This window comes from Burkholderia sp. Bp8998 (assembly GCF_003854235.1).
Classification (GTDB): domain Bacteria; phylum Pseudomonadota; class Gammaproteobacteria; order Burkholderiales; family Burkholderiaceae; genus Burkholderia.
This window is the reverse complement of record NZ_QTQF01000001.1, coordinates 178397-201086: the sequence shown is the minus strand read 5'-3', so window position 1 is coordinate 201086 and position 22690 is coordinate 178397. Positions and strand designations below refer to the sequence as shown.

Below are 22690 nucleotides of genomic sequence, written 5' to 3'. Positions count from 1 at the left end.
GATGACTTCCGTTTCCCGTTCCACCGACATCGCCGACGACGGCCCGCAATTCGTGCGCGTCGCCGAACGCGAGCGCGCCGCCATCGCGTTCACGCTCGACGGCCGTCCCGCGCAGGCGCTCGCCGGCGATACCGTGCTCACCGCGATCCTCGTCGCGCAGCGTCGCGTGCGCGTGAGCGAATTCAGCGGCACGCCGCGCGCGGGCTTCTGCCTGATCGGCGCGTGCCAGGACTGCTGGGTGCGCACCGAGGCCGGCACACGCGTGCGCGCATGCTCGACGCCGATCGCCGAAGGCATGCGGATTCTCACCGGCGCGCAGCCCGCCACGAGCGGAGATGCGTCATGAGCGACGCACTGCGACCGGTGATCGTCGGCGCGGGGCCGGCCGGCGTGCGCGCGGCCGAGGCGCTGGTCGACGCGGGGCTGCGCCCCGTCGTGATCGACGAGAACGCGCGCTGGGGCGGACAGATCTACCGGCAACCGCCGGCCGACGGCGCGTTCGCCCGCGGCAAGCGCGCGCTGTACGGCTTCGAGGCCGCGAAGGCCGATGCCGTGCACCGGACGATGGCCGCGCTGCTGCCGCATGTCGACTACCGGCCGGACACGCTCGCCTGGGCGTGCGGCGCGGGCCGCGTCGACACACTGCAGGACGGCCGCGAAACGACCGTGCCGTTCTCGCATCTGATCGTCGCGAGCGGCGCGACCGATCGCATGCTGCCGGTGCCGGGCTGGACGCTTGCCGGCGTCTATACGCTCGGCGGCGCGCAGGTCGCGCTGAAGTCGCAGGGTTGCGCGATCGGCAGCCGCATCGTGTTCGCGGGCACGGGACCGTTGCTGTATCTCGTCGCGTATCAGTACGCGAAGGCCGGCGCGCGGGTCGCGGCCGTGCTCGACACGAGCCCGCTGCGCCGGCAGGCGGCGGCCGCTCCCGCGCTGCTGCGCATGCCGTCCACGTTCGCGAAGGGGCTGTACTACATCGGCTGGCTGCGTGCGCATGGCGTCGCGATCGAAACGGGCGTCACGCTCGAACGCGTGCTCGGCGAGCGGCACGTGACGGGCCTCGCATGGCGCGCAGCCGGAAGCGCCGCGCCGCCGCGGAGGATCGATTGCGATGCGCTCGGCCTCGGCTTCGGGCTGCGTTCCGAAACGCAGCTCGCCGATCTCGCCGGCTGCCGGTTCCGCTTCGATCCGCTCAATGGCGCATGGCTACCGGAACGCGACGCGGCCGGCCGCACGTCGGTGCGCGGCATCTACGTCGCGGGCGACGGTGCCGGCATCGCGGGTGCCGACGCAGCCGAGGCGTCGGGGCGACGCGCGGCGCTCGCGCTGCTCGACGACGCGGGCATCGCGACGCGATCGCCGTCGTCGGCCGGCAAACCCGATGCGGCGGCGCTGGAACGCGCGCTCGCCCGGCTCGGTGCATTCCGCGCGGGCCTCGAAGCGGCCTTCGCGCCTCCGCCCGAGCTCGCCGCACGCTGCCCGGACGACACGATCGTGTGCCGCTGCGAGGAGATCGACGCGGGCACGCTGCGGCGCTGCATCCGCGGCGGCGAAGCCACCGAGCTGAACCGGCTGAAGGCGCTGACGCGCGCCGGAATGGGCCGCTGCCAGGGCCGCATGTGCGGCGACGCGACCGCGCTCGTACTCGCCGCCGAAACCGGCCGCCCGCTGGCGGACATCGGCAGGTTGCGTGCGCAACCGCCCGTGAAGCCGTTCCCGATCTCCGCCGCGCTCGCGGGCGACGACGTCGCGGCGATTCCCGACGAGGCGCGCGATGAGTGAGATCCGTCACTACGACGTCGCGATCGTCGGCGGCGGGCTCGTCGGCGCGTCGGCCGCGCTGGCGCTGACGCGCCACGGGCTGCGCGTCGCGCTGTTCGAGCGCCGCGACTGCGGCGCGCAGGCGAGCGGCGTGAACTACGGCGGCGTGCGCTGCCAGGGCCGCCCCGCCGAACAGTTGCCGCTTGCGTTGCGCGCGCGGCGCATCTGGGATCGCCTGCCCGAGCTGATCGGCATCGACGGCGAGTTCGTCGTGTCGGGCCATTTGCGGCTCGCGCGCAGCGACGCCGATCTCGATGCACTCGACGCCTACGCGGTACTCGCGGGCGAGCACGGCCTGCCGCTGCAGGTGATGCGCGGCGACGCGTTCCGCCGCCGCTACCCGTGGCTCGGCCGCGCGGCGCTCGGCGGCTCGCTGTGCGCGACCGACGGGCACGCGAACCCGCGCGTCGTGTCGCCCGCGTTCGCGCGGGCGGCCCGCGCGGCGGGCGCCGACGTGTTCGAGCACACGCCGGTCGACGACGTCCGGCACGACGGCACGCGCTTTCACGTCCGTGCGGGTGGTCGCGCGTGCACCGCGACGTGGCTGATCAACTCGGCCGGCGCATGGGCGAACACGATCGCCGAACGCTTCGGCGAAGCCGTGCCGATGGAGCCGATCTACCCGAACATGTGGGTGACCGAGCCGCTGCCGCCGTTCATCACGCACAACCTCGGCGTCTACGGCGGCGGCGTGTACGCGCGGCAGGTCGCGCGCGGCAACTGCGTGATCGGCGGCGGGCGCGGGCGCGGCGACGGCGAGTTCGGCCAGCCGTCGGTCGACACGACGCGTGCGGTGATGCGCGATGCATGCGCGCTGCTGCCCGCATTGCGCGACGCGCTGCTGATCCGCACGTGGAGCGGCGTCGAAGGCTGCACGCCCGATCACAACCCGATCATCGGCGCGAGCCTTACCACGCCGAACCTGCTGCATGCGTTCGGTTTTTCCGGCGGCGGCTTCCTGCTCGCGCCGGGCGTCGGCGAGGTGCTTGCCGACTTCGTTACGACCGGCGCAACCGCCACGCCACTCGATGCATTCTCGATCGGCCGCTTCGCACCGCGAACCATGCCGACCGCCCCTTTCCGTCAAGAGGAGACCCAAAGATGAAACTGCTCGGAGCGATCGCGGCGGCTGCCGCCCTCTGCATCGCAGGCGCCGGCGCGCCCGCCTTCGCGCAAACGAAGACGATCTACGTCGGCATGAACGGCGGGCCGATGGAGAAGGCCTATACGAGCCAGGTGCTGCCCGACTTCGAGAAGGCGAACAACGTGAAGGTCGTCGTCGTGCCCGGCACGTCGTCGGACGTGCTCGCGAAGCTGCTCGCGAACCGCAACAAGCCGCAGATCCACGTCGCGTTCCTCGACGACGGCGTGATGGCGCGCGCGGTCAGCCTCGGCGTGTGCCAGAAGCTCGACGATTCGCCGGTGCTCAAGGAGCTGTATCCGTTCGCGCGGATGAAGGACGACGTCGGCGCGGGCGTGCAGCTCGGGATGACCGGCATCGCATACAACAAGAAACTGTTCGCGGAAAAAGGCTGGGCGCCGCCGACGTCGTGGATGGACTTCGCCGACCCGAAATACAAGGGCAAGGTCGTGTTCCAGTCCGCGTCGAGCAGCACGTTCGGGCTGCACGGCTTCCTCGCGATCAACCGGCTGCTCGGCGGCAGCGAACAGAACGTCGAGCCCGGCTTCAGCAAGTGGGCGAGCACGGTCGGGCCGAACGTCGTCGAGTACATCCCGAACTCGGCGAAGATCTCCGAGATGGTGCAGACGGGCGAAGCCGGCCTGTTCCCGCTGACGCCGACCGGCGTCGGCGACCTGCAGGACAAGGGCATTCCGGTCGCGTATGCGAATCCGAAGGAGGGCCCGGTGCTGCTGCTCGTCGATCTGTGCGTGGTCGCGAACAATCCGGATCCGCAACTCGCGCAGAAGCTCGCGCAGTTCCTGCTGTCCGCACCCGCGCAGACGAAGGCGGCCGAGGCCGGCAAGCAGATCCCGACCAACCGCCTCGCGAAGATGCCTGCCGCGATGCAGCAAAGCCTCGGCAGCGTCGACGATCTGGTGCGCAAGGTGACGGTGGTCGACTGGACGGCGATCAACGCGCGCCGCGCGCAGTGGGATACGCGCTGGAACCGGCAGATCGAGCGGTGACGGGAGACGGCGTACGGGCGACGTGGCGCTGAGCGCGCTGCCACGTCGCATGAAGGCCAGAAGCGATGCACCGGGATGCGGGTGGGGTGTCCGCCAACGCGAGATCGTTGTCGGAAGCCCCGCCGCCCATGCTGCAATTTCCAGGTCAGCCTTCCTTCATCCACTCCGGCTCCACATATTCCTTTACCCACATCCACTGACCCGGCTCGAACAAGTTCGTGTACTGGTTTCGCTCCGCTTGCTCCCGAGGGGTGAGCGTGCGGACATCGGGAAATTTATGCCCCTTCCGGATCATATGAATATCCGAACTGGAAGTCTTCGTGTATCCCTGCCAGATCCCCGTTTCAGGGCACAGCATGCCCGTACACAGATTCATCAACCCGTATTTGTGACGCTTCGCCTGCTGCTCTTCTAGCCGGCGCTGTTCGCGTTCTTCTGGCGTCAAAATCTCGTATATGCGGCGTATCTCGACTATCCACAGTCGCTGCGGAAATGATCCATCCACCGGATTGATGTAACCAAGATCGACATCGATTGGAAACTTACTCCCTGGAACGTCTTTTGAGCGATAGCGGAAGGACTGCAAGTTGGGAGCATCGGGGGTGCGCGTCCTTATTTCATTCCCATATCGACGATTCCCTCGATGATTAATCCAATAGTCCTCTAACTGGAGAAGCGACTTGATTTCCGTGTCAGGCAGATTGGCAACCCTTGCGTCAACGACAATTCTTACCCCAGCCGGAACAATTTTCACCTTATCGCGATCCTCACTGTAGTCCTCCGGATCGTCGCCAGTGGAAAACTCAATCTTCGTACCCCGCAGCGCACGATTTGCGTACTTATAAAGAAACCCTTTTGCAGGATGGTGCGTCCACGTCGTGTAGTTCGTCCCAAAGACAATATGTTTCGGATCGTATGGCGCATCATCGCGCAGGATTGCCATTGCTGCTTCGAGAATGGTGCGCAGCACGACACGCTGCTCTTCGTCGGTCGTCTGCATTTCAAATCCCTCCCCCAATGGCGTTAAGTGAAGCATCGTATTCTCCTGTGCATGTACCGGGGTTACGCACGAAAGCACGATCAGGGCGGTCCCAATATGCTTGCACCACCTCCGCGCACGCATAAGCATCTTCTTCATGTAACTGGCTCCTGTATCCATCTTCGAAACTCACCATCTTGGCCGCCGTTTCTGGCGACACTCTCAACAGCTTGCACACCTCGGCCTGTGCAATCGGCACGTCGGACTTCACATAGGCTCCGCCCGCCTGATTTTGCATGTGCGAAATCATCCAGTAATAGTGAAAAACCAACATGCGATGCAGCCCCGCCATTACCCGCGCGTCATCTGGAAGTCGCGTCTTTTCGGCCGCGTCAAAGACATCCTTGCGCATACTGTCTCCATACACCTGCATTGCCTGCGAGAACATCGCATAGTCGCTCGGATGTTGTTGAAGCAAGGCAATCATCCAGAATGTTTGCTGGCAATGTCGCGCTTCGTGATAAAGCAGATCCGCGAAGGCCTTCAGGGTGCCGTCCAGGGCAGTCGCATTATTCGATGATGTAACGATTTTCGCGACTTCTCTCTCCTGGATAGCTATTACCCAGTATGTGCCGATAAATGACGCGCTGACGTCCGTGCGCATGTTGTATCTGGACTGACCTTCCTTTGCATTAACAATATCTATCTTGGGAGTTGCACCATTTGATCCAATCGGATCGCCTAACGGGCCCTTGGGTAACCCAAATGGCCCTGCGGCAAGGGCGCTGCTCAGTATATTTTCAACCGCGAGCGCGATATTTTCATTTAGGCTTCTTGTTATCTCGCCGCTCAACGTATTGAACCTGCCCCACTCGATCCCCTTGAGCGCCTTTTTGATCGCCGCCGTATAGGCCTTCGTCACTGGATACTCAACATCCCGGCGCACCGGCATGTCCGGGGGCGTATCGCCCTGTTTGGCCCCGTCGATGAAGTGATGGAAGCGCAACCCGAAGTTGAGCGGATCGCAAGTCGCGAACGCGGCCGGCTGACTCTCGGATGTAGCCCCCTGTTCCGGGGTGCTGACCTTCTTGCCCTTGATCGTTGTGGTGCGTTTGTCGGCGTTCAGCGCTTGGGCGGTGTAAGGCGTCGTGTTGTCGCGCACGACGGCTGCCCGGTTCACCGCAATCACCTTGTCCGGATCGCTCGCCGCCAGCAGCTCCACCGTACCGAACGCGATGTCGTGGCTCGTCACCACATCCGTTTCGCCCAGCTCGTTACTCACGCCCTCTATCACGCGTCCGTTGTCGAGCGTGACCCGGTACGGCTGGTTCGGCAGTGCAAACCCGCTGTCGTGCTCCAACAGCACGAAGTGCGCCGCATACTGCCCCGGATTGTCGGGTGTGACCGGCAGGCGCATCGGTCGCACCTGCGCTTCGTCCGTCTGGTGACTGCCTGCAAAGATCGTGTGCTCGCCCGCTGTTCGCACCACATACCCCTGATCGCTGATGCGTACCTCGGTACTGCCGGCGTGCAGCACGATTTCCTCGGCCGCGTGCAGGTGGATACTGTCGGCCGTGCTTGTGATCCGGATTGCCTTCTTGGCGGTCACGTCGATACCGTCGTTCCGCGCCTCGATCCGCACTTTCCCCGCGGCGGCAACGAGTGTCATGCCTGCCTTGTGCACAAACAGCGAGAACGCATTCGATACGCTCGCGAACAGCGAACGCCCCACGGCAACCCCGACATGCCGGCCGCTCGTCACGGCAACATCCTCACCGCTCGCAATATGGGCGCTACGCTCGGCCGCCAGGCTGATACCCGCCGGCCCGGCAAGCACGATATCGGCTTCGGCAAGTTCCGGGAAATCGTCCGGGCCGGCAGACGTATTGCCCCGAATCGCATCGTTACGCGCCTTGATCGCACGGGTGACGTCACTCTGGTCCGCGCCACGTTGTTGTGCGTCGTGCTGCTGCGCCAAATCCGTAAGGCTTTCCTGTAGCGCGCGCGCCTGCGTCAGCCGGCCCATTGCCTCTTTGGCGTCCTTCGCGTGACCCGGGCCGCCCGGTTGACCGTCCGTCGACACGAACAAACCCTTCAACGCCCGGACAACACCCCAGTCGTCGGTGCGAAGATCGAAGCCTCTACCGCGTGCATCGGCACGGCCTTTCTTCCGGGTGATGCGCCGAAGGTTGCCGAGACTCAGCATCGACGTGCCCGCGTCGCTGGCAATCTGCGTCTGAATTTGCTCCCGCGTATCGTCGATAGCCACGTGGCCGGATGCAGTGCCGTGGAGTTCCTTGCCGCGCAGCACCGACAGCGCATGATTGTGCGGCAAGTCCAATGCAGGCTGATGGAACGCATTGACGGCACTGCCGATAATCACCGGCAAATCCGGGTCGCCGTAGTAGTGCGACACGGCCACTTCATGGCCGATGCGCGGAATGAACATCGCGCCCATGTCCACGCCTTGCCACGGCGACAGCACGCGCAGCCAGATGCCCGAATGCTCGTCGTGCCGGCCCTGCCGGTCCCATGCGAACTGCACCTTCACGCGAGCGTATTGGTCGGTCCAGATTTCCTGCCCGGCGGGGCCGACGACCGTTGCTTTCTCAGGCCCGCTCAGGACGGGCTTGCGGACGCTGCGTTCCAGGCGGAACGGTTCGTTCGTCGGCAGCAACTCGAACTGCGCGTCAACGCGATAGGTCTGCGCGCCGCCGGCCCGCCCCGCGACTTCCTCGATATCGAGCGTGCACGATACGACGAGGTATTCACGATTCGCCGCCTGCTGCGGATAGCCGGTCAACGCAAATGTATATCCGACCGTCAGACCGCGCAGATTCCCTTTCCCGTTCGCGCGCCGCCCCGCGCAACGCTGCGCCTCAAGTTGAACGTTTGCGAAGTGGTGCGCTTCACGAGCCGTATCGTTCGACTGGCCCGTCAGCCCTTGCGCGCCCGCGAGCGGCTGACTGTAATCGCTCCAACCGTAAATCTCGCCGTCGGCGCTTGCGGTCGGGCGAGGGTTTTCCGCCGTGGTCGCCAGATCGGCGCGCGGGCGTGTGTAGTCGTAGTCCGTCACGGTCACGCGTCCGGGCGTCAGGCGGCTGGTCACGGACAGTGCGTGAATGTGTTCCTCGTCGATACGCTGACCATCGGGTGACACATAGCGCAGCGTCTCGTAGGCCGCGCCGTGCGGCTGATGGCCGCCTATCGTGTCGCACAAGACCAAACGGTGATGGCCGTCATCGTGCTCGAACCACCACCAGATTCCCCATTCTTCCCAGAGGCGTTGCAGAAACGCCCAGTCCGATTCAAACGCCTGCCGCTGCACGTCGCGTTTCGGATAGACGCCCCGGAATGCGCCCAGACGCTTATCGACGGGATAGGGATATTTCGAAAGCACCGCGTCGGTGATTTCAACGACGGTCATATCCTGAAACAGGCGGCAATCCTGCGTCAGTGTCGCGCGATAGAGCCACGGCCGCAGCTCCAGTTCGTACAGGATGGAGTCGCGATCCTGACCGGCAATCCGGGCCGCTTCGACCAGCCCGGTTATCTCGCGCGTACCCGCGCCGATGTTGCCAAGTCCGGCGACGCCGGCCAGCCCCGGAATGAAACGCCCTTTGCCTTCGAGCTGGATCGACACGGTGACTTCCGTGCCGACCAATTTGTCTAGATCGAGATCGGCCGTGCGACTGGGAGAGACCGCATAGGCGTCGTCGGTTCGCAACGTGACGAGGTAGCGGCATGCATCGATTCGGCCGATCGTTTCGGTGCCTTGCAATCGCACTGGAACGAAGACCGGCAGCGCATCCATCCCATAGGTCGGCAGCGCCGCGCCCGTGAGTGACAGCGTGCGAGTCTGAGCAAACTTTGCCATTTACGCCGCTCCCGATGTTCTTGGAGCGATGACGGTCGCACCGCAAGCGGTTTTGTCGCCGCGATATCCCACCAGGCGGCCATGGTGCGTGCGCGGGCCGCTTGCCAGCAGCGGAAAGACGCCGTCGCATTTCGGACAACGAACAGCATGGCCGCCCAGCGCCACGCCGATTCCAAGATGTTTCAGGTCATTCGCGCATTCGATGACTTCGCCGTCGTGGTCGGTTTGGTCGCCCAGGCGGACCATTTCATGGCCTTGTGCATTCTTCATCAGCGATCTCGTATATCACGTGGAACGAGATTGATAACGCGGAAATGCAGCGTCGCCTATGGGATGAATACGATTTTTCCGATCTTGATCGTGAGGCGGGTACGCACCCATCATCAGCCGGAGTGATGACACTCCCCTTTTTCTGCGGATTTGACCGGGGCGGCGGTGCCGACAACACTAGCCCGCAGTGCCGCATGCGTTCCAGAGACGGCACGCGCCCGCCCCCTTCGGAGTCCGCCATGTACCCGACCGACACCGTGCAGTCCCCGAGCGCCGCCCGGCCGCTCGCCGACCGGCAGCTTCGCCGGATCGTCATCGCCTCCGTCGCCGGCAACGCGATGGAGTGGTACGACTTCTTCGTCTACGGCACGGCCGCCGCGCTCGTGTTCGGCCATGTGTTCTTCCCGCCCGGCGCATCGCCGCTCGCGGGGAGCCTCGCCGCGTTCGCGGCGTTCGCGCTCGGCTTCGTCGCGCGGCCGCTCGGCGGGATCGTGTTCGGCCATGTCGGCGACCGCTACGGACGCAAGGCGTCGCTCGTGTGGACGCTGCTGATCATGGGCGCGTCGACCTTCGCGATCGGCCTGCTGCCGACCTACGCGCAGGTCGGCCTGTGGGCGCCGGCCGCGCTCGTCGTGCTGCGGCTGCTGCAGGGCGTCGCGTCCGGCGGCGAATGGGGCGGCGGCGTGCTGATGATCAGCGAGAACGCGCCGCCCGAGCAGCGCGGCTACTACGCGGCATGGAGCCAGCTCGGCGTCGGCGGCGGCTTCGTGCTGTCGTCGGCCGCGTTTCTCGCCGCGCAGGCGCTCCCCGACGAAGCGTTCCGCACCTGGGGCTGGCGGCTGCCGTTCCTCGCGAGCATCGCGATCTTCGCGATCGGCATCTATATCCGCCGCCACCTGCCGGAAAGCCGCGACTTCGAGCAGGCCGGCAAGCGCGGCGCGCACACGCATTTGCCGATCGTCGAGTGCATCCGCCGCCATCCGAAGGAAATCCTGCTCGCGATGGGGCTGCGTGTCGCCGAAAACGGCGGCGCGTACATCTTCCTCGCGTTCTCGCTCGTCTACGGCAAATACGTCGGCATCCCGAACGGCGTGATGCTGACCGGCGTGATGATCGCGATGATCGTCGAGATGGGCGCGATGCTCGCGTGGGGCCGGCTGTCCGACCGGATCGGCCGCAAGCCCGTGTACCTGATCGGCGCGCTCAGCCTCGTCGCGTGCGCGTTTCCGTTCTTCTGGCTGCTCGACACGCGCGCGACGCCGCTCGTGTGGCTGGCGCTGACGGTCGGCACGGCCGTGAGCCACGGCGCGATGATCGGCACGCTGCCCGCGCTGGTCGGCGAGCTGTTCAGCACCGAGGTGCGCTATTCGGGCGTCGCGCTCGGCCACGAAGTCGCGTCGATCTTCGCGGGCGGGATGTCGCCGCTGATCGCGACCGCGCTGCTCGCGCGCTATCACGCGTCGTGGCCCGTGTCGCTGTTCCTCGTGCTGCTCGGCGCGATCACCATCGCGACGCTGTGCATGATGCGCGAGACGCGTGTCGTGCGCGCCGGTGACTCGCACGGCGACGCGACGTGAAAGTGCGGCGCGCGCTCGCGCGGGCCGGACAATGCGCGGCCGCCGGCGGTCGGCGACGCGGCGACGCGCTACGCATCGCCGGCACGCCCCCCCTACCCGCGCCCGCGCCGCGACGGCTACGCGCCGGATGCCCGCCGCGCGCTGTCGAACACCGGCGCAAGCCCGAGGTGATCGAGCAGCCGCGCGAATTCGCCGAGCCGTTGCCGCATGTAGGCCGGCACGTCGACCTGCGCATAGTCGTGGAACCCGGCGCCGGTACGCACGCCGTCGCGCCCGGCCTCCATGTTGCGCACGACGCTGTCGGCCGGCGCGAAGCGCGGGCCGATCTCGCCGGCGAGATACGTCGACGCGTAGTACAGGATGTCGCAACCGCCCCAGTCGATGAACTCGAGCAGCCCGAGCACCGCGAAGCGCGGGCCGAAGCCGGTGCGGATCGCCGTGTCGATGTCCTCGGCGCTCGCGACGCCCTCCTCGACCATGCGCGCGGCCTCGTTCATCGCGAGTGCCTGGATGCGCGGCACGATGTAGCCGGGCGCCGGCCCGCAGATCACCGGCTTCTTGCCGACGCGCGCCAGCAACGCGGCCAGTGCGTCGACGACCCGCCGATCGGTCGCGTCGCTCCGGCTGATCTCGACGAGCGGCATCAGCAGCGCCGGGTTCAGCCAGTGCGCATTCAGCATCCGCTCCGGGTGCGCGACATGGCGCTGCAACTCGGTGACGATGAACGTCGACGTCGTCGACGCGATCGTTGCCCGCGCATCGACATGCTCGCCGAGCCAGCGCAGCGCGTCGGCCTTCGCGTCGAGCACTTCGGGCAACGCTTCGAACACGATACCGGCGTCGCGCACGCCGTCCGCCGCACCGTCGCGCGAAACCAGCGCGATGCGCGCGGCGACGGCCGCGGCCTGCGCGGCATCGATGCGGCCGAGCGCGACCTGCGCGTGCAGCGGTCGCGCGATCTCGTCGTGCGTGCGATCCTCGAACGCGCGCCATCCTTGCGCGTCGCGTCGCTTGAAGTCGATCAGCATCACGTCGAGGCCCGCGAACGCAAACACGAGCGCGATCCCCTGCCCCATGCGTCCCGCGCCGAGCACGTGCACGCGCGTCACGTCGGTGGCGGCCGTCATGCGGTGTACCCCGCATCGAGCAGCGCGCGCATCGCGTCGCGCGACAGCGCGGCGAGGCCGAGCCCGTCCAGCGTGCGTCCCTCCGCATGCAGGTCGCGGCCGGTCACCGCCGACGCGATGCTCAACAGCCCCTGCGCAACGGGCGTCGGCACGTTGGCCCAGCGCCCGCACGACACGATGAAGGACAGCCCGAGCCGGGTGTCCTCGAGCATGTAGCGATGCGTGCGCAAATCGATCTTCTCGCGCCAGTCGCCGCTGTCGGTCAGCTTGCCGTGCGCGCCGCGCCCGTACATCCATTCGTCGCCGTCGGTCGCGTAGTGGTCCGCGAGCGGGAAATGCGGCGCGCGGTAGCCGAGTGCCTCGCGCACGGCGATGCGTTCGGCGTCGAGCGCATTCGTCACGCGGCGGATCGACGGTTGCGTGCCTTCGTTATGGATGTCCCACGCGTCGAAGTGTTCGAGCGGCCCGGCGTTCATCAGGATCAGCGGCGGGTGGATCACCGGGCCCGCGTTCATCAGCGCGCCGGACAGCGCGTCCTCGACCGGCTCGACCGACGGGTAGCCCGCGCGCAGCACGTCGAACGCCCAGCCGGCCCCGTTCGCGGGCAACACGCCGGTCGGCAGGCGCGTCGCATACGCGCTGATCACGACCGCGTTGTCGCCGTGCTTGCGCACCAGGTACGGCAGCGTGCCCGTCTCGGCGAACGCGACGCGCGCACGGTTGCCGGCGTCGGCCGCCGCACGCGCGAACACGACGCTGCCAAACGTGCCGGGTGGCAGGAACACGACCTGATCGTCCTCGAGCAGCGGCGCGACCTGCGCGGCGAGCGCGTCGTGCGAGACGGCCGGCAGCGGCACCACGACGAGCCGCGCGCCGCGCAGCGCGGCCGCGAGATCGTCGGTCAGGCGGATCGCGCCGGGCGCGTCGCCGAGCGGCACCGCGCGCTTGCCGCGATAGTCGGTCACGTGCAACGCGCCGAGCGCGCGCAGCCGCGCATGCGGCTCGCGGTCGCGCCGCCACCACGTCACGTCGTGCCCCTTCTCGAACAGGTCGATCGCGGCCGCATGGCAGCCGTGGCCGCCGCCCAGTACACATACCTTCATCGTTGTCTCCCGGTGAGTGAGTGGTTCCGAGACTACGCGGCGGCACGCATCGCGTCGCTTCAAAACGCGCAACGGCGCGCCCGTTCGCGCAACGCAATCGCGGCGACGCGCACGACGTCGCCCCCATCCATCCGACACGAGAGCACCGCATGGACATCGCCCTTTCCCGACATGCGCCGAACCGGCTCGGCACGCTGCATGCGCCCGACGAAGTCGAACGCGCGGTCGCGCACCGGCTCGGGCCGCACCGGATGGCCGCGCACGGCCGCGCTCCGTTTCATGCGGAACTGTACGAGGTGCCGCTGCATCACGGCGCGCTGCTCGAGCTTTGCTACGGCCGCGAGACGCGCATCGAGTTCGGCGACGATGCCGATCACTTCCTGTTCCGGCTGACGCTCTCGGGTGCGTGCGAGTTGCAGGCCGGCCACCGTATTGCACGTGCCGGCCCGGGCGAGCTGACCGTGTCGTCGCCGGCGCTCGCAAGCCGCCTGAGCACGAGCCCCGATTGCCGCAACCTGGTGCTGCGGCTGGAACGCGGCGCGCTCGAACGCAAGCTGCAGGACATGCTGCACGCGACGCTCACTCGGTCGCTGCACTTCGATCTCGCCGCCGGCGGCAGCGGCACGGGCGCCGCGCTCGTGCTGCCGACCTTCGAATACCTGTGCCGGCTCGGCGCGCAGCCGGGCACCGGCGCATCGGTGACGACGTTCGGCGCCGATCTCACCGCTTGGCTGATGTCGCTGCTGCTCACGCACCTGCCGCATTCGTACAGCGACGCGCTGGCGCGCGGCACGCCGCCGCTGCCGGCGCACGTGCGCCGCGCGTGCGACCACGTCGATGCGCACCTGGGTGATCCGCTCGCGCTCGCCGCGCTGGCGGCCGTCGCGGGCGTCGCGCCGCGCACGCTGCAGCATGCGTTCCGCGCGTTCCTGAACACCACGCCGGCCGCGTACGTGCGCGAGCGCCGGCTGGCCGCGGTGCACGCCACGCTGCAACGCGGCGACGCGCGCAGCGTGACCGACGTGCTGATCGCGCACGGCATTCACGGCTTCGGCCATTTCGCGAAGGCATATGCGCGGCGTTACGGCCACCCGCCTTCCGTCACCGCGAGGCACGCACCATGACGCACACCGCCCCCGGCCGGCCGTCGGCCCGATCCGAACCGCCGCCGTACGACGCCGACGCGCCCGACGGCCTGCGCGTGCAGGACCTCGACCTGAACCTGTTGAAGACGTTTCGCGCGGTGTATGAAGAACGGCACGTCGGCCGCGCGGCGCTGCGGCTCGGCGTCACGCAGCCGTCGGTGAGCTACGCGCTCGGCCGGCTGCGGCTGATGTTCCGCGACGCGCTGTTCGTGCGCACCGGCACCGGCGTCGAGCCGACGCCGCGCGCGCGACGGCTTGCCGTGTCGGTCGACAAGGCGCTCGCGATCCTGCAGGACGTGCTCGACGAAGGCTCGCGCTTCGCGCCGGACAGCACGCAGCGCGTGTTCCGGCTGCACATGAGCGATTTCGCGGCGAGCGCGTTCCTGCCGACACTGCTCGCGGAATTCGACCGGCGCGCACCGGGCGCGGTGATCGAGACGCTGCATGTCGACGAATGCCAGCTCAACGTCGCGCTCGAATCGGGCCGCATCGACTTCGCGCTCGGGCATTTCGCGGATGCGTCGAGCCATTTCCAGCGCACCGCGCTGCTGCACGAACGCTGCGTGCTGCTGATGCCACGCCGCAGCGCGCAGCGCATCGCGCTGCCCGACGATTTCGTGCTCGACGGCGACGCGCCGGACGCGCTGCGCTTCGTCGCGGTGACCGCGCATCCGCAGTCGATGCAGTTGCTGGAGCGGCACGGCCTGATGCCGCGCGTGCGGGCGGCGCTGCCCGACTTCATGGTGGTGCCGGCGCTGCTCGAGCACGGCGATTACGCGCTGATCCTGCCGGGGACCATCGCGATCACGTTCGCGGCGCGCCAGCCGTGCGCGCTGTACGAGATCGCGGATGCCGGCGAATGGGCCGTCAACGCGTACTGGCACCGGCGCTTCGATGCGGACCCGGGCCACCGCTGGCTGCGCGCGCTGCTGCTGGAGCTGTTCGACATCGGCCGGCAGGCGCCGTTCGACGCATGGCTCGCGCCGCAGCCGCCCGCCTGCGCGTAGCGGCGCAGGCGGGTGCGGGCCACCCTCGGCGGTCAGAACGACGTGAGGATGCCCGCGACGATCGAGCTGGCGGTCGCGCCGGGTTTGGCGACCGCGACGCCGCCGCCGGCCGCGCCGTTGACGACGAAGCGCGCATGCGCACCGTTGCGCACCATCGCGGCGCCCGTGTACAGCACCGTGCGTTTCGACAGCGGATAGTCGAAGCGGATGCCGTACGAATCGGCGTTGCCGTCGCTGTCGGCAACCTTCCGGTAGTGGCCGACGCTCAACAGCAGCGACGCGCGCCCGATCGGCACCGTCGCGCTGAGTTCCATCGTGTCGCTGTGCGGATACGCGCTCTGGCTGTCGATCGCGGCCGCGACGTCGGGGCCGCCGCGATGCCGCATGTACAGCGCGGCGACCTTCACGACGTTGAAGTCGTACGAGATCGCGCCGAGCGTGTAGTTGCCGTTCGCGGCCGAACTGGTCACGCCCAGCGCGGATGCGGCCACCGGGCTGAACTTCTGCTGCATGTAGTCGATGTCGACCGACAACCCGCCGCGCACGTAGTTGAGCCCGGCGCCGTACGTGTCGCCGAGTGTGGCCGGCTGGCCGGCCGCGCCGTTGGTGCCGCGCGCGGCCATCGCGCGCAGCATGAAGCCGGCGTAGCGCGGCGACGTGTAGCGCATCGAGTTGCGCACGCGCAGGAAAGCGGGGCCGACGAAGTTGTTCGTCGCGTTGCCCCATGCGAGGCCCGCGCCGAGCCCGGGCAGGCTGTACGTGACGAGCGTGGTGTGCAGGATCGTGTAGAGCTCGCCGAACTGCACGCCGCCGAACGGCCCGGTAATGCCGACCCATGCCTCGCGGCCGAACAGCGCGCTGCTGTTCGACAGCGCGCCGCTCGCCGCGTTGAAGCCGTCCTCGAGCTTGAAGATCGTCGCGTAGCCGCCGCCGAGATCCTCGACGCCCTTCAACCCCCACTGCGACGCCCACAGGTTGCCGCTGCCCATGCGCGTCACGTGGTTCGGCCCGGCGTTCGCGTATTCGATCGCGGTATCGATGCGGCCGTAGAGCGTCACGCTCGATTGCGCGACAGCCGGCAGCGATGCGCCCGCAAGGAGCGCGGCAACCAGCATGGCAAGCGGTACGGCAAGCCGGTCGGCCCGCCCGTTCGGATGGTTCATCTTCGTCGTCCCGTGGAAATTCCGGCGCCCGTCGGCATCGCGCCGTTTGACATGAAGCGCGTTCGCTTTCGGATGCGAACGCTGCCGATCAAAAACGGGCCGAGTCTAGGAACGACAATTTCGGACGTCGACGCAATGCGCTCTATAACGCTTATAGACGCGCCGCATGATGCGCACGCGCCCCGCCGCACGTGCGCTGCGCGGCGGCCCGCGCGCACGGCCTCGGTGTTTTCTTTATCCGGGTCGGTAAATGTCCGTGTGGCGCGGCTGTCACTCCGGCTATGGCGGCCGAATTTGGCCGACTACGCTGCGTCTCCGATCGTGTCACCCGCACGCTTTCGCGCCGCGACGGCGCCCGGCCCGCGAGGCCCGCGCCGCGCTTCCCCACCGCCCGCTCCTGGAGAATCCGCATGTCCGCACCCACGGCCCGCGCTGCCGACGGCAAGCGCTATACGTACGAATGGTATGTCGTCGTCATCTGCATGCTCGCGTATGTCTTTTCGTTCGTCGATCGCCAGGTGCTCGTCCTGATGATCGAACCGATCAAGCGCGACCTGCACCTGACCGACACGCAGTTCAGCCTGCTGAACGGCTTCGCGTTCTCGCTGTTCTACGCGGTGATGGGCCTGCCCGTCGCGTATCTCGCCGACCGCTACGCCCGCCCGCGCATCATCGCGCTCGGCATCGCGCTGTGGAGCGTCGCGACCGCCGCGTGCGGCCTCAGCCAGCAGTTCGTGCAGATGTTCATCGCGCGGATGGGCGTCGGCGTCGGCGAGGCCGCGCTGTCGCCCGGCGCGTATTCGATGCTCGCCGACTACTTCCCGAAGGAGAAGCTCGGCCGCGCGATCGCCGTGTATTCGCTCGGCTCGTTCATCGGCGGCGGCGTCGCGTTCCTGATCGGCGGCTACGTGATCGCGCTGCTCAAGCATGCGAGCGCGTTCACGCTGCCGCTCGTCGGGCAGGTGCATGCATGGCAGGTCACGTTCCTGATCGTCGGGCTGCCGGGCATCCTCGTCGCGCTGCTGTTCGCCGCGACCGTGCGCGACCCGCAGCGCAAGGGGCTCGCGCAGGACCGCTCGGGCGCCGTGCGGCGCGTGTCGATGCGCGATTCGCTGCGCTTCGTCGGCACGCATCGCGCGACCTTCGCGTGCCACTACCTCGGCTTCTCGTTCTATGCGATGACGCTGTACTGCCTGCTGAGCTGGACGCCCGCGTTCTATATCCGCCGCTTCGGGATGACGGCCGTCGAAGCCGGCTACACGCTCGGCACCGTGCTGCTCGTCGCGAATACCGCCGGCGTGTTCTGCGGCGGCTGGCTCAACGACTGGCTGCTGCGGCGCGGCCGCACCGATGCGCCGATGCGTGCCGGCGCGATCGGCGCCGCGTGCATGGTGATTCCGGCGACGTTGTTCACGCAGCTCGACAGCCTGCCGGCGTCGCTCGCGATGCTCGTCGTCGCGATGTTCTTCGCGTCGTTCCCGATGCCGACGTCGACCGCCGCGATGCAGACGCTCGCACCGAACCAGATGCGCGCGCAGATCTCCGCGCTGTTCCTGCTCGTATCGAACCTGATCGCGCTCGGGATCGGCACGACCGTCGTCGCGCTGTTCACCGATCGCGTGTTCGGCGTGCCGGCGGCGGTCGGCCATTCGATGTCGATCGTCAACGTCGCGGCGGCCACGCTCGCCGCGCTGCTGCTGGCGGCCGGCTGCCGGCAGTACCGCCGCAGCCTCGACCGCGAGCGCGGCCATGCGTCGGCGTCGGCGAACCCGGCCGTCGACGGCGGCAACGCGGTGGCCGCACGCTGACTGACGACGATCGGGTCGCCGACCGTCATCCATCCCACTGATCCTGGCATCGCTTTTTTATCGATTTGATTTATGCGATGCCCATCCCTATTCTCGGTTGCATGACGGCGCGCTACCTGCCGCGCCGGTTTCCTCCCTCCCCCACGGAACACCCCATGCAAGCGAACCGCCACCAGGTCCGGATCGACGCGCTGATCGACGCGGCGCAGGACATCCGCTGTTTCCGGGTCTCGCGCGTCGACGGCCAGCCGTTCGACGCGTACGAACCGGGCGCCCATATCGACGTCACCGCGCCGTCCGGCGTCACGCGGCAATACTCGCTGTGCGGCCGTCCCGACGAGCGCGGCAGCTATCTGTTCGCGGTGAAGAAGGAAGCGCAGTCGCGCGGCGGCTCGCGCTCGCTGCACGACGACGTGCGCGTCGGCGCCGAATTGTCGATCGGCGCGCCGCGCAACCTGTTTCGTCTGACGGATGACGCGAGCGAGCACGTGCTGGTCGCGGCCGGGATCGGCATCACGCCGCTGCTGTCGATGGCGTATGCACTCGAGCAGCGTGGCGCGCGTTACCGGTTGCACTACTTCGCACGCAGCCGTGAACACGCGGCCTTCGTCGACGCGCTGTCGGCCGAGCCGTTCGCGTCGCACGTGACGTTCCACTACGGGGTCGAGCCCGATGCGCTGGCGGCCGAACTCGGCCGCTGCGTCGAGTCGATCGACTCGAACGCACATGTCTATACCTGCGGGCCCGGGCCGTTCATGGATGCGGTCGTCGCCGCGGCGGCAACCCGGATTCCTGAAGAGGCGATTCATCTCGAACGCTTCGCGGCGGAACCCGTCGCGGCCGACGCCGCTGTCGATGCCGCCCCGGCGGAAGGCTTCGAAGTGCGCCTGCAGCGCAGCGGGCAATCGGTGCGCGTCGGACCCGACACGTCGATCGTCGACGCGCTCGCGCGCATCGGCATCGAGGTCGATACGTCATGCGGCGAAGGCGTGTGCGGCACCTGCATGGTGCCGGTGCTCGACGGCGAGCCCGATCATCGCGACCACTGCCTCAGCAAGGCCGAACGCGCGAGCAACACGGTGATCTGCTGCTGCGTGTCGCGCGCGCGCTCGGCGGTGCTCGTCCTCGATCTTTGATGCGCTGATGCACTGACACGGCGACGCACACGAGCCGCGCGCCGTGCCGCCGTCACGCGTCGAACCGCTCGACGATCTCGGCGAGCAGCGCGCGCATCCACGCAATCCCCTCGTCCTCGTGAAAGTGCTCGTGCCAGTGCATCGTGACCGGCGCGGGCGGCAGCATCACCGGCAGGTCGTACAGCCGGAACGCGTTGTCGCGGTTCAGGATCTGGGCGAGCCGCTTCGGCAGCGTCGCATACAGATCGGTGACCGACAGCACGCTCGGCAGCGCGACGAAATGCGGCACTTCGAGCGCGATGTTGCGGCCCACGCCCTGCGCGCGCAACGCGTCGTCGAGCGCGTGATGGCTGTGCTCGACCGATTTCACGTTGACGTGCGCGGCGCGCACGAACTGCTCGAGGCTCAGCGCGGCACCGGCCGGCAACCCGCGCCGGCGGCCCGTCATGCACACGTAGGTTTCCTCGAACAGCACCTGGTGGCGCGTGCTCGGCATCAGCTCCGGCAGGTTGCCGATCGCGAAATCCAGCCGGCTCGCGCGCAGCGCTTCCTCGATCTCCTCCACCGGCAGCGGCTGCACGCTCAGCGTCACGCGCGGCGCGCGCTCGCGCAACGCCTGGCAGATCGCCGGCAGGTACGCCATCTCGCCCGCATCCGACAGCGACAGCCGGAACGTGCGCGTGCTCGACGCCGGATCGAAGCGCTCCGCATAGCGCAGCGCGACCCGCACCATGTCGAGCGCCTTGCCGACGATCCCCGCGAGTTCGAGCGCGACCGGCGTCGGCTGCATCCCCGCGCGCGTGCGGACGAACAGCGGATCGTCGAACAGCGTGCGCAGCCGCCCGAGCGAATAGCTGACGGCCGGCTGCGACAGCGCGAGCCGCTCGCCGGCCTTGGTCAGGCTGCGCTCCTCGACGATCGCCTGGAACACCCGCAACAGGTTCAGATCGAGATGATCGACCGATGTCATCGTGACCTCCATCATTTGCCGTATTTATTTGATTGACAATTTTAGATCAATTTGACGGATATGTAGCGGGAGACGAGACTGAGTACTCAATGCCGCGCGCGACGCGGCCCGATTTCGCGACTCTTTCCCCACGACGACGATGAGCGACCTTCCCTACCAGACGATCGACACCCGCGCGTTGCATGGCTTCGCGCAGCCCGACCGCATCGCGCCGGCGATGTATCACGACCCCGCGCTGTTCGAGGCCGAGCTCGACCGCATCTTCTACCGCACCTGGATCTGGGTCGCGCACGAGAGCGAGCTGCCGAACCCGGGCGACTTCATCACGACGACGATCGGCCGCCAGCCGGTGATCGTCGTGCGCGACAGGACCGGCGAGATCAACGTGCTGCAGAACCGCTGCCGCCATCGCGGCGCCACCGTGTGCGAATCGCACAAGGGCAACGCGAAGGGCTTCACGTGCCCGTACCACAGCTGGTCGTACGCGCTCGACGGCACGCTGCGCGCGCTGCCGTACGGCGACGGCTACGAAGGCGTGTGCGAGAAAGGCGACCTGCCGCTCGTGAAGCTGCGCGTCGGCGTGTACCAGGGGCTGATCTTCGCGAGCTTCAACGACGACATCGAACCGCTCGAGGATTTCCTCGGCGGCGCGAAGCCGTGGATCGACCTGTTCATGAAGCAGGGCGCCGGCTACCCGATCAAGGCCAACGGCGAACACAAGTTCAAGTTCAAGGGCAACTGGAAGATCCAGCTCGAGAACACGACGGACCTCTATCACTTCCCGGTCGTGCACAAGTCGTGGATGAAATCGATCGACGACGAGACGGCCGCCGCGATCACGAGCTTCATGACGAGCGAGGACGCGTTCTGCCGCGGGCTCGGCAACGGTCACAGCCTCGCGGTGCTGATGCCCGAGCTGATCGATCTCGACCAAGACGACGGCGCGCCGCTGCCCGAACGCTTCGCGCCGCTCGCGGCGAAGCTCGCCGAGCGCCACACGCCGGACGAAGTGCGCCGCATCGTGCGCTCGCTGATGGGCGTCGGCTTCAACCTGAACCTGTTCCCGAACCTCGCGCTGTCGATGGCGTTCTTCCGCGTGCTGCGGCCGATCTCCGCGAACGAGACCGAGATCCGCCACGTCGCGCTCGCGATGGACGGCGGCCCGGACGAAGCGAACCGCGAGCGGCTGCGCATCCACGAGCATTTCCAGGGCCCGTTCGGCTTCGGCAGCCCCGACGACGCGGAAGCGTGGGAGCGCGTGCAGCGCGGCGCGCACGCGGGCCCGGACGTACCGATCCTCGTGAACCGCGGGCTGAACCGCGAGACGACCGCCGCGAACGGCGAAAAGACCGCGCATGCGACCGACGAGACGGGCATGCGCGAGGCCTACCAGCAATGGCGCACGATGATGGAGCAACAGTAATGGACGACCGCAACACCCTCCTTTCCGAGCAGACCTTCGCCCGCGCGGTCGAATTCGTGTGGCGCGAAGCCGAGATGCTCGACCGCCGCGACTATCGCGCGTGGCTCGACCTGTGGGACCCGGCCGGTCACTACGTGGTGCCGATCGATCCCGACGCGACCGACTTCGCGGCGACGCTGAACTACGTGTTCGACGACCAGGACATGCGCGAGAAGCGCGTGCAGCGGATGGTGTCCGGTTACTCGGCATCGGCGACCGAGGCGGCGCGCACGGTGCGCACCGTGTCGCGCTTCACGCTGGAAAGCGGCAGCGCCGGCATCGTCGAGCTGAAATCCGCGCAGGTCGTCGTCGCGTACAAGCGCGGCGTCGCGACGCTGTTCGCGGCCGACGTCACGCACAAGCTGCACGTCGATGCCGACGGCGAGATGCGGATCGCCGAGAAGGTCGTGCGCCTGATCGACTCGACCGAAGCGCTCAGCGCGATCGGCTTCCTGCTGTAAGCGGCCGCCGGTTCGCCGCCGCCAGCGCTACGGTGAGCCGGACACCTTCACCTTTGAGCAGCCGCCGGTTCGCCATCGCCAGCGCAACGGTGAGCCGGTCACCTTCACCTGTGAGCGGCCACCGGTTCACCGTCGCCAGCGCAACGGTGAGCCAGTCACCTTCACCTTTGAGCAGCCGCCGGTTCGCCATCGCCAGCGCAACGGTGAGCCAGTCACCTTCACCTTTCCGGACGACCATGCCCACACTCGAAGTTTTCCTGCCGGCCGGCCACGACGACGCGCGCAAGGCCGAACTGATCGCGCGGCTCAGCGGTGCAACCGTCGACTCGATCGGTGCACCGCTCGAATCGGTGCGCGTGCTGCTCACCGAACTGCCCGCGACCCATATCGGCCTCGGCGGGCGCACGGCCGCCGACGGCGCGCCGCCATCGTTGCCGGTGATCGTCGCGATCCTGATCGCGGGCCGCACCGACGAGCAAAAACGCGCGCTGATCGCCGCGCTCTCGGACGCCGGCGCGAACGTGCTCGATGCGCCGTTGCAGGCGACGCGCGTGATCATCAAGGACATCCCGAATACCGACTTCGGGATCGGCGGCCAGACCGCGCGGGCGCTGGGGCGCTGATCATGCGCCGCGC

20 protein-coding genes are annotated in these 22690 nt (G+C 67.8%); 12 read left to right on the top strand and 8 right to left on the bottom strand.

Translation table 11 applies throughout. The features are described 5' to 3' along the window. The first annotated feature begins 1 nt into the window (after nt 1). From DIE06_RS00900 to DIE06_RS00885, 4 genes are read left to right on the top strand one after another with little or no spacing between them, the layout of a single operon-like run. A complete protein-coding gene (locus DIE06_RS00900) occupies nt 2-346 on the top strand; it encodes a (2Fe-2S)-binding protein (RefSeq protein WP_124659738.1) in 345 nt (114 codons plus the stop codon). After that, nucleotides 343-1782, top strand: a complete 1440-nt coding sequence (locus DIE06_RS00895) for an NAD(P)/FAD-dependent oxidoreductase (RefSeq protein WP_124659737.1) — start codon at nt 343-345, stop codon at nt 1780-1782. The genes DIE06_RS00900 and DIE06_RS00895 overlap by 4 nt, the downstream gene beginning before the upstream one ends. Further along, the gene (locus DIE06_RS00890) at nt 1775-2926 is read left to right on the top strand and encodes an FAD-binding oxidoreductase (protein ID WP_124659736.1); all 1152 of its coding nucleotides are present in this window, start codon (nt 1775-1777) and stop codon (nt 2924-2926) included. The genes DIE06_RS00895 and DIE06_RS00890 overlap by 8 nt, the downstream gene beginning before the upstream one ends. Next, nucleotides 2923-3969, top strand: a complete 1047-nt coding sequence (locus DIE06_RS00885) for an ABC transporter substrate-binding protein (RefSeq protein WP_124659735.1) — start codon at nt 2923-2925, stop codon at nt 3967-3969. The genes DIE06_RS00890 and DIE06_RS00885 overlap by 4 nt, the downstream gene beginning before the upstream one ends. 145 nt (nt 3970-4114) lie before the next feature. Here the strand turns inward: DIE06_RS00885 and DIE06_RS00880 are convergent, their stop codons facing one another. The 3 genes from DIE06_RS00880 to DIE06_RS00870 are packed head-to-tail and all read right to left on the bottom strand — an operon-like array spanning nt 4115 to nt 9095. Continuing rightward, nucleotides 4115-5005, bottom strand: a complete 891-nt coding sequence (locus DIE06_RS00880) for a hypothetical protein (RefSeq protein ID WP_260433501.1) — start codon at nt 5003-5005, stop codon at nt 4115-4117. Continuing rightward, on the bottom strand, nt 4971-8825 hold the full coding sequence (locus tag DIE06_RS00875) for a type VI secretion system Vgr family protein (RefSeq protein WP_124659734.1): 3855 nt from the start codon (nt 8823-8825) through the stop codon (nt 4971-4973). The genes DIE06_RS00880 and DIE06_RS00875 overlap by 35 nt, the downstream gene beginning before the upstream one ends. Then, nucleotides 8826-9095 carry a PAAR domain-containing protein gene (locus DIE06_RS00870; RefSeq protein ID WP_124659733.1) on the bottom strand — a complete coding sequence of 90 codons (270 nt, stop codon included), beginning with the start codon at nt 9093-9095 and terminating at the stop codon, nt 8826-8828. Between the two features lie 239 nt (nt 9096-9334). On the opposite strand from DIE06_RS00870, the gene DIE06_RS00865 reads away from it, so the two are divergent. Beyond that, complete coding sequence (locus tag DIE06_RS00865; RefSeq protein WP_124659732.1) at nt 9335-10672, top strand: MFS transporter; 1338 nt, start codon at nt 9335-9337, stop codon at nt 10670-10672. Between the two features lie 116 nt (nt 10673-10788). On the opposite strand, the gene DIE06_RS00860 is transcribed toward DIE06_RS00865, so the two are convergent. Both DIE06_RS00860 and DIE06_RS00855 read right to left on the bottom strand, forming a co-directional pair. Next, nucleotides 10789-11799 carry a 3-hydroxybutyryl-CoA dehydrogenase gene (locus DIE06_RS00860; RefSeq protein WP_124659731.1) on the bottom strand — a complete coding sequence of 337 codons (1011 nt, stop codon included), beginning with the start codon at nt 11797-11799 and terminating at the stop codon, nt 10789-10791. Continuing rightward, complete coding sequence (locus DIE06_RS00855) at nt 11796-12902, bottom strand: NAD/NADP-dependent octopine/nopaline dehydrogenase family protein (protein WP_124659730.1); 1107 nt, start codon at nt 12900-12902, stop codon at nt 11796-11798. The genes DIE06_RS00860 and DIE06_RS00855 overlap by 4 nt, the downstream gene beginning before the upstream one ends. Nucleotides 12903-13051: 149 nt before the next feature. On the opposite strand from DIE06_RS00855, the gene DIE06_RS00850 reads away from it, so the two are divergent. Together DIE06_RS00850 and DIE06_RS00845 are read left to right on the top strand one after the other, a co-directional pair. Further along, nucleotides 13052-14026, top strand: a complete 975-nt coding sequence (locus DIE06_RS00850) for an AraC family transcriptional regulator (protein ID WP_124659729.1) — start codon at nt 13052-13054, stop codon at nt 14024-14026. Further along, nucleotides 14023-15054 carry a LysR family transcriptional regulator gene (locus DIE06_RS00845; protein ID WP_124659728.1) on the top strand — a complete coding sequence of 344 codons (1032 nt, stop codon included), beginning with the start codon at nt 14023-14025 and terminating at the stop codon, nt 15052-15054. The genes DIE06_RS00850 and DIE06_RS00845 overlap by 4 nt, the downstream gene beginning before the upstream one ends. A gap of 32 nt (nt 15055-15086) precedes the next feature. Here the strand turns inward: DIE06_RS00845 and DIE06_RS00840 are convergent, their stop codons facing one another. Next, nucleotides 15087-16217 carry a porin gene (locus DIE06_RS00840; protein ID WP_124659727.1) on the bottom strand — a complete coding sequence of 377 codons (1131 nt, stop codon included), beginning with the start codon at nt 16215-16217 and terminating at the stop codon, nt 15087-15089. Nucleotides 16218-16627: 410 nt separating this feature from the next. Between DIE06_RS00840 and DIE06_RS00835 the strand changes: the two genes are divergently transcribed. Both DIE06_RS00835 and DIE06_RS00830 read left to right on the top strand, forming a co-directional pair. Next, nucleotides 16628-18025: an MFS transporter gene (locus tag DIE06_RS00835; protein WP_124659726.1), complete on the top strand. Its 1398-nt coding sequence runs from the start codon at nt 16628-16630 to the stop codon at nt 18023-18025. A 155-nt stretch (nt 18026-18180) separates the two neighbouring features. After that, nucleotides 18181-19161: a PDR/VanB family oxidoreductase gene (locus tag DIE06_RS00830; RefSeq protein WP_124659725.1), complete on the top strand. Its 981-nt coding sequence runs from the start codon at nt 18181-18183 to the stop codon at nt 19159-19161. A gap of 52 nt (nt 19162-19213) precedes the next feature. Here DIE06_RS00830 and DIE06_RS00825 read toward each other — a convergent pair whose 3' ends face one another. After that, complete coding sequence (locus tag DIE06_RS00825) at nt 19214-20131, bottom strand: LysR family transcriptional regulator (RefSeq protein ID WP_124659724.1); 918 nt, start codon at nt 20129-20131, stop codon at nt 19214-19216. Between the two features lie 139 nt (nt 20132-20270). Here DIE06_RS00825 and DIE06_RS00820 point away from each other — a divergent pair, with 139 nt between their 5' ends. Together DIE06_RS00820 and DIE06_RS00815 are read left to right on the top strand one after the other, a co-directional pair. After that, a complete protein-coding gene (locus DIE06_RS00820) occupies nt 20271-21554 on the top strand; it encodes a Rieske 2Fe-2S domain-containing protein (protein ID WP_124659723.1) in 1284 nt (427 codons plus the stop codon). Beyond that, nucleotides 21554-22054, top strand: a complete 501-nt coding sequence (locus DIE06_RS00815; protein ID WP_124659722.1) for an aromatic-ring-hydroxylating dioxygenase subunit beta — start codon at nt 21554-21556, stop codon at nt 22052-22054. Before DIE06_RS00820 ends, DIE06_RS00815 begins: the two co-directional genes overlap by 1 nt. On the opposite strand, the gene DIE06_RS00810 is transcribed toward DIE06_RS00815, so the two are convergent. After that, nucleotides 22029-22292 carry a hypothetical protein gene (locus DIE06_RS00810; protein WP_124659721.1) on the bottom strand — a complete coding sequence of 88 codons (264 nt, stop codon included), beginning with the start codon at nt 22290-22292 and terminating at the stop codon, nt 22029-22031. The genes DIE06_RS00815 and DIE06_RS00810 overlap by 26 nt on opposite strands. Here DIE06_RS00810 and DIE06_RS00805 point away from each other — a divergent pair. Further along, nucleotides 22291-22677: a 2-hydroxymuconate tautomerase family protein gene (locus DIE06_RS00805; protein ID WP_124659720.1), complete on the top strand. Its 387-nt coding sequence runs from the start codon at nt 22291-22293 to the stop codon at nt 22675-22677. The genes DIE06_RS00810 and DIE06_RS00805 overlap by 2 nt on opposite strands. The last annotated feature ends 13 nt before the right edge of the window (nt 22678-22690 follow it).